Below are 13,039 nucleotides of genomic sequence, written 5' to 3'. Positions count from 1 at the left end.
ACAGAATATTGCTATGAGTACAGAGACTATTACGCCCGTAAAAAACAAGCCTCAGGGAAAACCGAAATGGCTGAGAGTAAAACTTCCTACAGGAAAAAAATACACTGAACTCAGGAGCCTGGTCGACAAATATGACCTTCATACCATTTGTACTTCAGGAAGCTGCCCTAACATGGGCGAATGCTGGAGTGAAGGTACCGCAACCTTTATGATCCTTGGAAACGTTTGTACCCGTTCCTGCGGATTTTGTGGCGTAAAAACCGGCAGGCCAGAAACCGTGGAATGGGATGAGCCGGAAAAGGTTGCCCGTTCTATCAAATTGATGAAAATCAAGCATGCGGTAATTACAAGTGTAGACCGGGATGATTTGAAAGATATGGGATCTATTATCTGGGCAGAAACCGTAAAAGCCATACGGCGAATGAATCCTGAAACCACATTGGAAACACTTATACCCGATTTTCAGGGGAATGAGCGAAATATAGACCGTATTGTAGAAGTAATGCCCGAAGTGGTTTCCCATAATATGGAAACTGTAAAAAGGCTTACCCGCGAGGTACGTATTCAGGCCAAATATGAGCGCAGCCTGGAAGTTTTAAGGTATTTAAAAGAACAGGGAATTAATCGTACAAAATCGGGAATTATGCTTGGGCTTGGTGAAAAAGAGCAAGAAGTGATCGAAACCTTGCATGACCTTCGCAAAGCTGGCGTGGATGTGGTTACCATTGGCCAGTACCTGCAACCAAGTAAAAAACACCTGCCGGTTAAACAATTTATTACTCCCGATCAATTTAAAAAATATGAAGCCATAGGGTTGGATCTCGGCTTCAGGCATGTGGAAAGCAGTGCCCTGGTTCGTTCTTCTTACAAAGCTCAAAAGCATATCAACTAAAACTTTATGAACTCCCCCATTAATATTGCCATTAACGGTTTTGGGCGGATCGGGCGTAGCTTATTCAGATTACTGGTAGACAACCCTGCAATTAATGTTGTGGCGGTAAACGATATTGCCAATGCCGAAACGCTCACCCATCTCCTTAAATATGATAGCATACACGGCAGACTGAACAAAAAGGTAATTGGGGAGAATTCTAAAATTACTATTGAAGGAAACATTACCAGAGTATTGAATTACTCTCACCCCAAAGAAATTCCGTGGCAGGAATACCATGTGGATTATGTAATTGAATGTTCAGGAAAATTTAAGACCACCGAAGCACTTCAACATCATTTAAAAGAAGGAGTGAAAAAGGTAATTCTTTCTGTGCCTCCGGAAGATGATTCCATAAAAATGATTGTTCTGGGGGTTAACGAGCATCTTTTGGACGGTTCAGAAAAAATTATTTCCAACGCATCCTGTACCACAAATAATGCCGCGCCAATGTTAAAGGTAATTCACGACCATCTGAGGGTGACCCAGGCATATATTACTACCGTTCATTCCTATACATCAGATCAAAGCTTGCACGATAAGCCACACCGTGATTTAAGGAGGAGCCGTGCCGCTGCCCAGTCCATCATCCCTACCACTACCGGGGCAGCCAAAGCCTTAACCCGTATCTTTCCCGATTTAAGTGAGGTAATTGGCGGCTGCGGAATAAGAGTGCCCGTTCCCAATGGCTCCCTTACCGACATGACTTTAAATGTCGAAAAAGAAACTTCTATAGCCGAAGTAAACAGGTTATTTAAGGAAGCTTCTGAAACTTCCCTAAAAGGAATTTTAAGCTATACCGAAGACCCTATCGTTTCAGTAGATATTCTGGACCAGACACCCAGCTGCGTTTTTGATGCCCAGATGACCTCGGTTATTGGGGGAAAACTGGTGAAGCTAATCGGCTGGTATGATAATGAAATAGGATATTCAAGCAGACTTCTGGATTTAATTTCTCTCATAAACAAGAATTAACTATATTTAGCAGCGTTAAGTTGCGAAAAACCCAAATGAAGAACTTAAACCTATCCCTGTTATTTTGTTTAATATGCTCTTTTGCCTTTGCTTATCAGGGTCAAGTAAAAAATGAAGACGAAGTAAGCGAAAAGATTCACCAGCTGCTAAGCGATGCCGAATCTTCAATCCTCCGATATAATTTTGACAATGCTATGAAGGAACTTGATTCTTCAATAGCCTTAGCGAAAACGATAGATCACAAACGTTACCTGGCGCTTTCAAACAGTATTCTAGCCAATCTGTACTATATAAAGCATGATAACAAAAAAGCCAGCGACCTTATAAACAATGCGATTTCTGTTCAGAAGGAAATTGGAGATGAGATAGGCCTGGCATATAGTTATCTCCAGTATGCTAAAATCCTGGATTTCCAGGGACAATATGGGAAGGCTTACGAATATCTCTCAAATGCCGAAGACATTTATGAAAAGCACGATAACCGGGAACAACTGGGCCTTGTTGCCCTAAACAGGGGAATTTTACAGCTGCATGAAGATTCAGATTATAAAGCTGCTTTAAATAATTTTAATAATGCAGAAATTTATCTTTCCGGAACTAGCAATGCCTATGAAAAAAGCCGCCTGAATTATTTTAAATCCAGTGCAAACCTTTATCTGAACAATTTAGATGAAGCTGAAAAAAATGCCAAAGAATCCCTGCAAATAGCCAATAATAACAGCTACGGCGGAATGATTATTAGCGGCAACAGGAGAATGAGCAAGATTTTTGAAATGAAAAATCAGCCAGATTCTGCCCTTGCCTATCTTCAAAAAAGCTATATTAAAAAAGACTCCATTTACAATATGAATGAGGAGGCACTTGCGCAGGAAGCGAACAGCAGATATGGGCAGGACGCTTTAAAAAATACTCTAAGCTCCCTCACTCTTCAAAATGCCGAGCAGGAAAAATCCCTGAAGGTTAACAAGCTTACCACTATTTTAAGTGTGGCTTTAATAACTATCCTCTCCCTTTTAACGCTTTCCCTTTATAAGAACAACAATTTAAGGGCACGGGCCAATGACCTCTTGCAAAAGAAAAACACCGAACTTACCCTTGCCAAAGAAAACGCTGAAAAGGCTTCGCTTGCCAAAGCACAATTTTTAAGCACCATTACGCACGAGCTGCGTACCCCGCTGTACGCGGTTACCGGGTTAACTCACCTTCTCCTGGAAGAAAGCCCTACAGAAAACCAGAAAGAACATCTTAACTCCCTGAAATTTTCAGGCGAATACCTGCTTTCTCTTATCAACAACATCCTGGATTTAAACAAACTGGAGGCTAACAAAGTGGAGTTGATGGAGAGCACTTTCAATCTAAAAAGAAGAATTTCTGACGTGCTTATCGCCCTGAAAAATTCCGCAGATGAAAAAGGAACTAAAATTCATTTTAATTTCGATAATTCCATCCCGGGTAAATTAAAAGGTGATCCACTTAAAATTTCGCAAATCCTTATTAACCTGATCGGAAATTCAATTAAATTCACTGAAAATGGTGACATCTGGATTAATGTGAACAAGCTTAACCAGAATGACAAAAAAGTCTACCTGGGGTTTGAAATTAAAGACAACGGGGAAGGCATCAGTAAAGAAAAGCAAAAAGCTATTTTCGAAAATTTCACCCAGGGCTCTACACAAATAAACCGCAAATTTGGAGGAACAGGACTCGGGCTGTCTATTGTAAAAAATCTTTTGAGCCTGCTGGATAGTGAAATTCACCTGGAAAGTGAATTAGGGAAAGGATCTAAATTCACTTTTGAACTTAAATTTGAAGCGTTGGAATCGGCTAAGAAAACCGCGTCTAAAAATGTGGATCAAGAAAAAACAGAAGCTCTGTCTAATGATATTATGATTGGTAAAAAGATTCTAATTGTAGAAGACAATAAAATTAACCAAATGATTACCAGGAAAATCCTGGAGAAGAATAAGGTTATTTGCGATGTTGCCGATAATGGGACCATTGCAATAGACAAGGTTAAAAACAACCATTTTGACCTTATTCTAATGGACATTCACATGCCGGGAATAAGCGGGATAGAAGCCACTATAGAAATAAGAAAGTTCAACGAAGAAATACCAATTATCGCCCTTACCGCTGTTACGCTGGATGAAAATCTTGATGAATTTTACCTCAACGGCTTTAATGATATTATTCCCAAGCCTTATAAAACCGAGGAATTTTTTCATAAAATTAACCGATATCTCGCTGCCCGCCAAACTGCGATATAAAGATTTGGCATATGCTTTGCAACAAACAGGCTAGTAGAATTATATAAGAAGACATATAGTTTGAATTAGCCAGAAAAGAATGAGGTGCTTCCCGCACCTCATTTTGTTTTGATTAATGTTTTATTCTTCTTCAACAGAAATTTAGTTTAGGAAGATAACACCGGTATTTCTGATGGTAGAAAATAAGCCTATAGAAAAATGTAGCCTTCATAAAATTCAGAAGCCCGGAAACGTACAGCATGTCTTTTACCTTTCGCTCTTACTTCTTCTTATTTATTCTCATTGGAAACTATTCGTAAATTCGTGGCAATAAAGAGCAAAAATTAGATGTATTAATCTTTTTTTTTCAAATATTTGTCTTTATAAATTTTTCCACTTCACTTTTGAAACCATTTTCCTTGGCTATAAATTTTGTGGTTATAGGAAGGTACCACAACTTTCCTGCGGGAATTCTGCTTTTCAATCTCATGTAATCTTTTTCTGTGGTAAGAATTAATTTTTTCGCTGATATTTCCTCAATTTCCGCGGAAGAAAAATTATGATGATCGGGGAACTTTAAATGTTGGAAGTTTAGTTTTTTCTCTTTTAAAAATGTCAGCAGCGGAACAGGATTCGCAATTCCCGTCACCAGGGTAAATTCCACTTTTTGAAGATCACTAACTGGTTTTGAAATTGCTTTTCCAAAAATTTCTTCAGCATAGGAAATATAGCTAAAGAATAATTTTTGATAGTTGCGCGGTTTAATTTTATTTCTGATTTGCTCCATTTCTGCCACCTTCAGTCCCGGAGGACATTTAGTTACCACTATCACCTCTGCTCTTTCAGCACCGGCGGAGGGTTCTCGCAGGTTCCCCGAGGGCAGCATCACATCATCAACATATAAATCATGATATGCTGTAAGTAAAATATTAAACCCAGCTTTAACCTTTCGATGCTGGAAAGCATCATCCAATAGAATAACTTCAGGGTTTTCTTCAGCTAAACAGGAAATCCCATTTCTCCTGTCGGCATCCACAGCTACAATTGCCTTTTCGTATTTGGTTTTAAACTGTAAGGGCTCATCCCCTACTTCTTCCGCAGATTCCTTTCCGCTAAGAACCGCATAGCCTTTACTTTTTCTTTTGTAACCCCTGGATAAAGTTGCCACTTTATATTGCGGCAGTAGCATTTTCAGCAAAAATTCTATCATAGGAGATTTTCCGGTGCCTCCCGTATTAAGATTACCCACGCAAATTACAGGGGTTTCATATTCTCTCGATTTAAAGATCCCGCTGTTATACAGGAAATTCCTCATCCAGGTAATTCCTCCATACAGCAAAGAAAATGGGAAAAGTAGTTTTCTAAGTATCACCATGGGCAGCAATGTATAATAAATCTATAATATTATCTTTGAAAGTACCGAAACAACCTATGCAAAAAGAGAAAAACATGCTTATAAAGGAAGTTATAGAACATATAGAAGAATTTGCGCCGCTAAATTATGCTGAAGATTTTGATAACGTGGGATTGCTTGTGGGAGATGAAGAAACTGAAGTTAACGGTGCGCTAATCACCCTCGATACGCTTGAAAGTGTTATAGATGAAGCAATCGCGAAAAACTGCAATCTCATCATTAGTTTTCACCCAATAATATTCGCAGGACTAAAAAAACTGAACGGGAAAAATTACGTGGAACGCACGGTAATAAAAGCCATCCAGAATAATATTGCAATTTATGCCATTCATACTGCACTGGACAACCAGTATAAAGGGGTAAATAATATGATTGCCGAAAAACTTGAGCTGAAAAACAGGAAAATCCTTATCCCGCAGAAAGGGAGCATTAAAAAACTCACCACTTTTGTTCCCGTAGAAAATGCAGAGAAGGTGAGAAATGCGCTTTTTAAAGCCGGTGCCGGCAGCATAGGAAATTACGATAATTGCAGCTTTAACCTGAAGGGCAGCGGCAGTTTTCGCCCAAATCAAGATGCAAACCCAGCCATTGGTGAGAAAGGAAAAATACATTTTGAAGAGGAAATGCAATTAGGAATCACTTTCCCATCTCACCTGGAATCAAAAATCCTCCAGGCACTTTTCAGCAGCCATCCTTATGAGGAAGTCGCATACGAGGTAATTACTTTAGAAAACCGGCACCAGCACCTGGGAATGGGAATGATTGGCGAACTGCAAGAGGAAATATCAGAAGAAAAATTTTTAGAATCTTTAAAATCTGTTTTTAATGCTGAAGTGGTGCGGCATTCTGCATTGCGGGGCAGACCGGTAAAGAAGATTGCTGTACTGGGAGGGAGCGGCAGCTTTGCCATAGAAAATGCGAAGCGTGCCGGTGCCGATGTGTATGCAACAGCAGATCTTAAATATCACGATTTCTACAAAGCTGAAGGAAAACTTGTTTTAGCCGATATTGGACACTATGAAAGTGAGCAATTCACAAAAAATTTACTATATTCTTTTCTTAGCAAAAAAATTAGTAATTTTGCACTTATTTTAGGAGACACAAACACCAATCCAATCAAGTATATTTAACTATGGCAAAAAAAAACGATGTTACTGTAGAAGAGAAGTTAAGAGCGCTGTACGATCTTCAGTTAGTCGATTCCCGAATTGACGAAATTAGAAACGTAAGAGGCGAACTTCCTTTGGAGGTTGAAGATTTAGAAGACGAAGTAGCAGGATTGAACACACGTTTGGAAAAATTAGAGGCAGATATTGAAGTTGTAGAGAACGACATTAAGACTAAGAAAAATCTTATTGATGAAGCAAAAACTACAATAAAAAAATATTCTGAGCAGCAGAAAAATGTGCGCAATAACCGTGAATTTAATGCCCTGAGTAAGGAAATTGAATTCCAGGAGCTGGAAATAGAACTGGCCGAAAAGCATATAAAGGAATACAAAGCGCAAATTGAACAAAAGAAAGAAGTGATTGCGCAAACCCAGGAACGTTTGGACGAGAGAAAAAAACATCTTGATCATAAGAAAAATGAACTGGATGAGATTCTTGCTGAAACTGAAAAAGAAGAGCAGGCTCTAATTGATAAATCTGCTGAATATGAACAAAATATCGAGGAGCGCCTGGTAAAAGCTTATAAAAGGATAAGGACCAACGTAAAAAATGGCCTCGCCATTGTTCCGGTTGAGCGTGGCGCCTCAGGAGGTTCTTATTTTACCATTCCTCCGCAGGTAATAATGGAAATTGCAGGCCGCAAGAAAATTATTACTGATGAACATAGCGGTAGAATTCTTGTTGACGAAGATTTAGCAAGGGAAGAGCAGGAAAAAATGGATTCCCTTTTCAAGAAGTTCTAAAGAACACCTTCTTTTAAAATTTAAACTGCCTGAAAATAACAGTAGGATCCTTGATCTGAAGCAAAAATTTCCAGGCAGTTTTTTATGCCCGGCCCCCACATTCCCTGTAGCACAGGGATTAACATGACTTTTACATAATTTTTTCCTCAAAGGCTTACCTTTAATAACAGAAACAACTACTGATGAAATTAAAATTGTACAGCCTGATGTTTTTTCTTGTATTGCTTTCCTGTAAAAACAACGGAGACAATAGTGGGAATGAATTAGAAGAGAACCCGGAAAATAGTGAATATAATGCTGTAGGTCCCGGAGTTCCCGTTGAGAAAGATGAAATCTACCAGGATGAAGAAAATCCCGAAGTTTCCCGCGAAAGCAAATCATCTCCAGCCATACAGGCAGGGAATTATATAAAGATCGGAGAAAATGCAACTTCCAATTGCCATTGTTATTGCCTGGATGTAAAACTTACGGGCACTTCAACAATATGCCTGGTGGAAAATGAAATGTACATTAATTCCAGATTTGAGAAAGCCGGCGAAAGTATTAATATTTTCTACACCGGCCCTTCTGAAGAAAACAACAGCAATGAACTTCCCTGGGACCAATTCGATAAAAATGAACCCGTGGCAGTGCTAAAACCACAGGAAAACGGGAAGGTGGAACTGGATTGGAAAGGCTTCAGTATTAATGGAGAACTAGCCGTAGACTATGCTATTTACGGCAAGAAGGCGCTGGAAGGAACTTACGAAAGAAAATTATAAAAATTAAAAAGCTATGAGAAGTTTCCTGAGTATATTCTTACTCTTATTTATGTCCTGTGGAAACGGGCAAAACAATTCTGCAACCAAACCCGAAATCGCCAATGCAGAACCCGTGGAAGTTCCAGCCCAGGATGGACTGGAAAGGGCCTATTTTTCCAGCGGTTGTTTCTGGTGCGTGGAAGCAATCTACGAGAGCGTGCAGGGCGTGGAAGAAGCTGTTTCCGGCTATGCCGGCGGCCACACCAAAAATCCAACCTACGAAGAAAGCAATACCGGCCGTACCGGCCATGCAGAATCTGTTGAAGTGATTTATGATCCAGATGTTGTAGATTTCAGAACGCTTGTAAGAGTATATTTTGGATCACAGGATCCCACGCAGGTAAACGGGCAGGGCCCGGATATTGGCTCGCAGTACAGGTCTATCGTATTTTACCAGAACCAGGAACAAAAAGAAATTATAGAAGAGGTAAAAGCTGAAGTAGCAGAAAAATATGACGAACCTATCGCTGCAGAAATCCTTCCATTTCAGAAATTCTGGAAAGCCGAAGCTTACCACCAGAATTATGAAGAAAGCCATCCGGAAAATCCATATATACAGAATGTTTCTATTCCACGAATCAACAGGTTTAAAAACAAATTCCCTGAACTTTTAAAAGAAGGAGCGCATTAAGTGAAAAATGGAGTTATCGTGCAGCAAGAAGTTTAAGGATCTTTTCTTCAATTTCCTGCTGATCCCATTTTTCCTTAATATTTTCGGTTTTCATCACTTCATCCATTATCCTTCTTTGCCTTTCCCCTATAGCAAGGGCTTCAGCATAAGGACGATCTGAGAAGGTAACCCTGGAATAAAGTGGAATCCAGTTTTCAGGATGCTTTTCACCAAAACGCTTTTCTATTTTCTTCCGAAGAAGAAATTCGGGATCTGCCGTTTTCCTGCTCATTTCGATAAAGTTCTGGTAACTAAGCTCCGCAATGGCATCGGCATTTGGCTTTCTTTCCTTTTGATATGCTTTAAAAATATTCTCCCAGTCATTTTCATGCTTCTTCATCTTGTCAAAAAGAACAGAAATATCTTCAAAACCAGCATTCATGCCCTGCCCGTAAAATGGAACAATGGCATGTGCCGAATCTCCAACAAGGGCAATTTTATCATTAAAGGCCCAGGGAAAACATTTTATAGTTACCATTGCACTTGTAGGATTTTTGAAAAAGTCCCGCTTTAAATTAGAAATTTCAGCCTTGATATCGGGAAAGAATTTTTCAAAAAAATCATCTGCTTTTTCTTCCGTGGTAATGGTGTCAAAGGAATATTCCCCTTCAAAAGGCATAAAAAGTGTGCACGTAAAACTGCCATTTAGATTTGGCATGGCAATAAGCATAAATTCCCCCCGCGGCCAGATATGGAAGGAAGCATTGTCCAGTTTATGGCTGCCATCTTCATTGGCAGGAATAGTTAGCTCTTTATAACCAACATCAATAAAATGCTGGGAGTAATTAAAACGGCTCTGCCTTTGCATTTTGTGCCGGATGCGGGAGAAAGCCCCATCTGCTCCAAAAATAAGCTCAAAATCATATTCCTTCCACTCGCTCTTTTCCGTTTCCCCGGTATATAATTTTGCTTCAGGCATGTCTATATCCCAAACTTTTTCCTCAAAGCGGAATTTCACACCGGCATCTTCAGCAAGGTCAATCATCTTTCGGTTTAAGACTCCCCGGGAAATGGAGAAAATCGCTTCTCCCTCTTTTCCATACTTCTGGAAGTAAAGCGGCTTATCATTTACATGCATGGCCCTTTTGTCCAGGGGCAGCGCAAGGTTTCGGATTTCTTCCTCTATACCAACTGTTCTAAGGGCTTTCCAGCCACGATCGGACATTGCCAGGTTAATGGACCTTCCGGAAAATTCAACTTTTCTAACATCTGGCCTGCGGTCGAAAACTGTTACCTGGTGGCCGGCTTTTTTTAAATACAGCGCAAGCAGCGAACCAACAAGTCCGGAGCCAACAACTGCAATATTTTTTTGTTCCTGCATTTGCTTCTGTTCTCAGAGGATAAAGATCTCTCTGCGAAAATACTCATTAATTCTGAGATGCTTTTCCCATGGATACTTGTATGGCAACTATAAATAAGCAAAAACACCTCCTGCTTCCCGATTAACAGAATTAGATGGGTTAAAATGAATAATTATCAGCTAATAATGCTTAAATTAAAGAAATTCAAAAAACATTTACTTATGGACCAACAAAAACTGGATCAAATGCGTGCCACCCTTAGCAAACTGGAAGATATAAGGAACAGCCAGGAAAGCGTTATTGATAAAATTAACCATGTAATCACAGACCTTTTTCAGAACCCGGACAAAGACCTGGAAAACGCCATGGATGCCGCGCATCAAAAGGCATCAGACAATGTAGATGAAGTGAGGCAGGCCATTGATGCTTTTGAAATGAAGATTAATAAACTGGAAAATCAGGACTAAATTAAAAAAGCATTAACAGACATTTTTGTGAGTGATTAGTAACTTGAGGTGCATTAATCAACTAATCTTTTCATGAAACATATTACTGCCGGTGACATTAAGGGGATGGAAAAAATTTTCCGGCTTAATCTAATCAACAGCTGCACAGGATATAAATCTGCCAACCTTATTGCTACTAAATCCAGGAACAATCTAGTAAATGTGGCCGTTTTTAGTTCTGTCACCCATCTGGGGAGCGATCCCGCGCTCCTTGGCTTTGTGACCCGCCCAACCCATGTCCCCAGGAATACTTATAAAAATATAAAAGAAAGTTCCTGTTTCACGGTAAACCATGTACAAGAGAACATGATTGAAAGCGCCCATCAAACCGCCGCGAAGTATGATGAAGATGTTTCCGAATTTCAAAAAACAGGTCTTGAGGAAGAATATCTGGATGATTTTTTTGCGCCTTACGTTAAGCAGTCAACAGTAAAATTGGGCTGCAAATATCGTAATGAGTATCATATTAAAGAAAACAACACTCTGCTGGTAGTTGCGTCTATTGAACATATTTATTTTGATGAAAGCATACAGGCGCCAGATGGTTGGCTTAGACTGGATGATGCCGGTACAGTGGCAGTGAACGGGCTGGATGGCTATGCTTTGCCCAGCCTCCTCGACCGTTTTCATTATGCCCGGCCCGGGCAGGAAATAAAATCCTTCTTTAAAAATAAAAGCTCGGCTGAAAATTAAAAATTTCGTCCCGGATTCATGGCTGAAAATGAAAAAACACTTCGATTAATACTGGGAGATCAGCTCAATCACCATCATAGTTGGTTTAAGGAAGAGCAGGAAAACAAGATCTATGTTTTTATGGAAATGCGCCAGGAAACCAATTATGTGGTGCACCATATTCAGAAAATCGCTGCTTTTTTCAGCGCCATGAGAAATTTTGCAGCTTACCTGCGCAAGCGGGAACATAAGGTGCTTTACTTCAGCATTAACGATAAAGGAAATAAGCAGGACCTGGCCTTTAACCTTCAGCAACTTATCAAAAAACACAATTTTAGCAAATTTGAATATCAGCTGCCGGATGAATATCGCCTGGATAAACAGCTTGATGAAATATGCAAAAATCTAGATATTCCTTCTGAAGTTTTTGATACAGAACACTTTTTTACCAGCAGAACAGAACTAACGAGGTTCTACGAAGGCAAAAAAGAGTTGACGATGGAATATTTTTACCGCTACATGCGGAAAAAACATCACATCCTGATGCTGAACTCCAAAGACCCGGAAGGAGGAAAATGGAACTACGATAAATCCAACAGGCAAAAATGGAAAGGAGAGGCGGACATTCCTCCTGAAAAAGATTTCAGCAAAGAGATTTCCGGGATTGTGGAAGAAATTGAAGCCGCCGGAATTAAAACTATGGGCAGCATTGATGCAAAAAAATTCAGCTGGCCCACCTCCCGGGAAGAGGCACTTTCTGTCCTAAATTACTTCTGCAAAAACCTGCTGGTTCATTTTGGGGATTTTCAGGATGCCATGCATACCAAAGAAGCTTTCTTATTTCATTCCAGGCTTTCTTTTAGTATGAATTCCAAAATGATCAATCCAAGGGAAGTTATTAATTCGGTTGTAGATTACTGGCATGAGCATCATGAGGAAATTGATATCTCACAGGTAGAAGGCTTTGTAAGACAGATACTGGGCTGGAGGGAATATATGCGGGGAATTTACTGGAAAGAAATGCCAGGTTATGCGCAGAGAAACAAACTCCAAAATAAGGCTCCCCTACCGCAGTTTTACTGGACTGCAAACACAAAAATGAATTGTTTGCATCACTCTATAAAACAAAGCCTTGAAAAAGCTTATGCCCACCACATCCAAAGGCTAATGATCACTGGAAATTTTGCCCTGCTAACACAGTGCGATCCAAATGAAGTTGATGCCTGGTACCTGGGAATTTACATTGACGCCATAGAATGGGTAGAAATCACCAATACCCGCGGAATGAGCCAGTTTGCCGATGGCGGGATCGTGGCTACAAAACCATACGTGTCCAGTGGCAGCTACATCAATAAGATGAGCAATTACTGCAAAAACTGCCATTATGATGTAAAGAAAAAAACCGGCGAAAACTCCTGCCCGTTTAATAGCCTTTACTGGAATTTTCTTGATGAAAAAAGAGAATATTTTAGAGACAACCAAAGGATGAAGATGATGATGAGCCTGCTGGATAAAAAATCTTCTGAAGAAATGGAAGACATACATACCCGTGCTTTAAGTATACGGGAAAACCCGGATAATTACTAGCGGCAAGTTAAACAGGAGTTAAACT

General features: G+C 39.8%; 12 protein-coding genes. 10 read left to right on the top strand and 2 right to left on the bottom strand.

The window, feature by feature from the left end; genetic code table 11:
- Positions 1 to 13: 13 nt before the first annotated feature.
- The 3 genes from lipA to RM553_RS06325 are packed head-to-tail and all read left to right on the top strand — an operon-like array spanning position 14 to position 4,173.
- Positions 14 to 892, top strand: a complete 879-nt coding sequence (gene lipA, locus RM553_RS06335; RefSeq protein ID WP_311534113.1) for a lipoyl synthase — start codon at positions 14 to 16, stop codon at positions 890 to 892.
- Between the two features lie 6 nt (positions 893 to 898).
- A complete protein-coding gene (gene gap / locus RM553_RS06330; RefSeq protein ID WP_311534112.1) occupies positions 899 to 1,906 on the top strand; it encodes a type I glyceraldehyde-3-phosphate dehydrogenase in 1,008 nt (335 codons plus the stop codon).
- Positions 1,907 to 1,941: 35 nt separating this feature from the next.
- Positions 1,942 to 4,173: a tetratricopeptide repeat-containing hybrid sensor histidine kinase/response regulator gene (locus tag RM553_RS06325; protein ID WP_311534111.1), complete on the top strand. Its 2,232-nt coding sequence runs from the start codon at positions 1,942 to 1,944 to the stop codon at positions 4,171 to 4,173.
- A gap of 346 nt (positions 4,174 to 4,519) precedes the next feature.
- Here RM553_RS06325 and lpxK read toward each other — a convergent pair whose 3' ends face one another.
- A complete protein-coding gene (lpxK, locus tag RM553_RS06320; protein ID WP_311534110.1) occupies positions 4,520 to 5,527 on the bottom strand; it encodes a tetraacyldisaccharide 4'-kinase in 1,008 nt (335 codons plus the stop codon).
- Positions 5,528 to 5,601: 74 nt separating this feature from the next.
- Here lpxK and RM553_RS06315 point away from each other — a divergent pair, with 74 nt between their 5' ends.
- From RM553_RS06315 to msrA, 4 genes are all read left to right on the top strand, one after another.
- Positions 5,602 to 6,696: a Nif3-like dinuclear metal center hexameric protein gene (locus RM553_RS06315; RefSeq protein ID WP_311534109.1), complete on the top strand. Its 1,095-nt coding sequence runs from the start codon at positions 5,602 to 5,604 to the stop codon at positions 6,694 to 6,696.
- A 2-nt stretch (positions 6,697 to 6,698) separates the two neighbouring features.
- On the top strand, positions 6,699 to 7,478 hold the full coding sequence (locus tag RM553_RS06310) for a zinc ribbon domain-containing protein (RefSeq protein ID WP_311534108.1): 780 nt from the start codon (positions 6,699 to 6,701) through the stop codon (positions 7,476 to 7,478).
- 182 nt (positions 7,479 to 7,660) lie between these two features.
- Positions 7,661 to 8,239, top strand: a complete 579-nt coding sequence (locus RM553_RS06305; protein WP_311534107.1) for a hypothetical protein — start codon at positions 7,661 to 7,663, stop codon at positions 8,237 to 8,239.
- A 13-nt stretch (positions 8,240 to 8,252) separates the two neighbouring features.
- The gene (gene msrA, locus RM553_RS06300; RefSeq protein ID WP_311534106.1) at positions 8,253 to 8,909 is read left to right on the top strand and encodes a peptide-methionine (S)-S-oxide reductase MsrA; all 657 of its coding nucleotides are present in this window, start codon (positions 8,253 to 8,255) and stop codon (positions 8,907 to 8,909) included.
- Positions 8,910 to 8,922: 13 nt separating this feature from the next.
- Here msrA and RM553_RS06295 read toward each other — a convergent pair whose 3' ends face one another.
- Positions 8,923 to 10,269, bottom strand: a complete 1,347-nt coding sequence (locus RM553_RS06295; RefSeq protein ID WP_311534105.1) for an FAD-dependent oxidoreductase — start codon at positions 10,267 to 10,269, stop codon at positions 8,923 to 8,925.
- 201 nt (positions 10,270 to 10,470) lie between these two features.
- Between RM553_RS06295 and RM553_RS06290 the strand changes: the two genes are divergently transcribed.
- The 3 genes from RM553_RS06290 to RM553_RS06280 all read left to right on the top strand — a co-directional run bounded on the left by RM553_RS06290 (position 10,471) and on the right by RM553_RS06280 (position 13,014).
- Positions 10,471 to 10,716, top strand: coding sequence for a hypothetical protein (locus tag RM553_RS06290; protein WP_311534104.1), 246 nt, complete (start codon positions 10,471 to 10,473; stop codon positions 10,714 to 10,716).
- Between the two features lie 72 nt (positions 10,717 to 10,788).
- Positions 10,789 to 11,448: a flavin reductase family protein gene (locus RM553_RS06285; protein ID WP_311534103.1), complete on the top strand. Its 660-nt coding sequence runs from the start codon at positions 10,789 to 10,791 to the stop codon at positions 11,446 to 11,448.
- 18 nt (positions 11,449 to 11,466) lie between these two features.
- Entirely contained in the window at positions 11,467 to 13,014 is a 1,548-nt protein-coding gene (locus RM553_RS06280) for a cryptochrome/photolyase family protein (RefSeq protein ID WP_311534102.1), read from the top strand.
- The last annotated feature ends 25 nt before the right edge of the window (positions 13,015 to 13,039 follow it).

Source organism: Autumnicola tepida (assembly GCF_031846485.1).
Classification (GTDB): domain Bacteria; phylum Bacteroidota; class Bacteroidia; order Flavobacteriales; family Flavobacteriaceae; genus Autumnicola; species Autumnicola tepida.
This window is presented reverse-complemented; position numbering and strand designations above follow the sequence as displayed.

What these genes read in the sequence shown, in the direction of transcription:
- lipA (WP_311534113.1), top strand. Translation starts at nt 14, where the DNA reads ATGAGTACAGAGACTATTACGCCCGTAAAAAACAAGCCTCAGGGAAAA.
- gap (WP_311534112.1), top strand. Translation starts at nt 899, where the DNA reads ATGAACTCCCCCATTAATATTGCCATTAACGGTTTTGGGCGGATCGGG.
- RM553_RS06325 (WP_311534111.1), top strand. Translation starts at nt 1,942, where the DNA reads ATGAAGAACTTAAACCTATCCCTGTTATTTTGTTTAATATGCTCTTTT.
- lpxK (WP_311534110.1), bottom strand. Translation starts at nt 5,527, where the DNA reads ATGGTGATACTTAGAAAACTACTTTTCCCATTTTCTTTGCTGTATGGA.
- RM553_RS06315 (WP_311534109.1), top strand. Translation starts at nt 5,602, where the DNA reads ATGCTTATAAAGGAAGTTATAGAACATATAGAAGAATTTGCGCCGCTA.
- RM553_RS06310 (WP_311534108.1), top strand. Translation starts at nt 6,699, where the DNA reads ATGGCAAAAAAAAACGATGTTACTGTAGAAGAGAAGTTAAGAGCGCTG.
- RM553_RS06305 (WP_311534107.1), top strand. Translation starts at nt 7,661, where the DNA reads ATGAAATTAAAATTGTACAGCCTGATGTTTTTTCTTGTATTGCTTTCC.
- msrA (WP_311534106.1), top strand. Translation starts at nt 8,253, where the DNA reads ATGAGAAGTTTCCTGAGTATATTCTTACTCTTATTTATGTCCTGTGGA.
- RM553_RS06295 (WP_311534105.1), bottom strand. Translation starts at nt 10,269, where the DNA reads ATGCAGGAACAAAAAAATATTGCAGTTGTTGGCTCCGGACTTGTTGGT.
- RM553_RS06290 (WP_311534104.1), top strand. Translation starts at nt 10,471, where the DNA reads ATGGACCAACAAAAACTGGATCAAATGCGTGCCACCCTTAGCAAACTG.
- RM553_RS06285 (WP_311534103.1), top strand. Translation starts at nt 10,789, where the DNA reads ATGAAACATATTACTGCCGGTGACATTAAGGGGATGGAAAAAATTTTC.
- RM553_RS06280 (WP_311534102.1), top strand. Translation starts at nt 11,467, where the DNA reads ATGGCTGAAAATGAAAAAACACTTCGATTAATACTGGGAGATCAGCTC.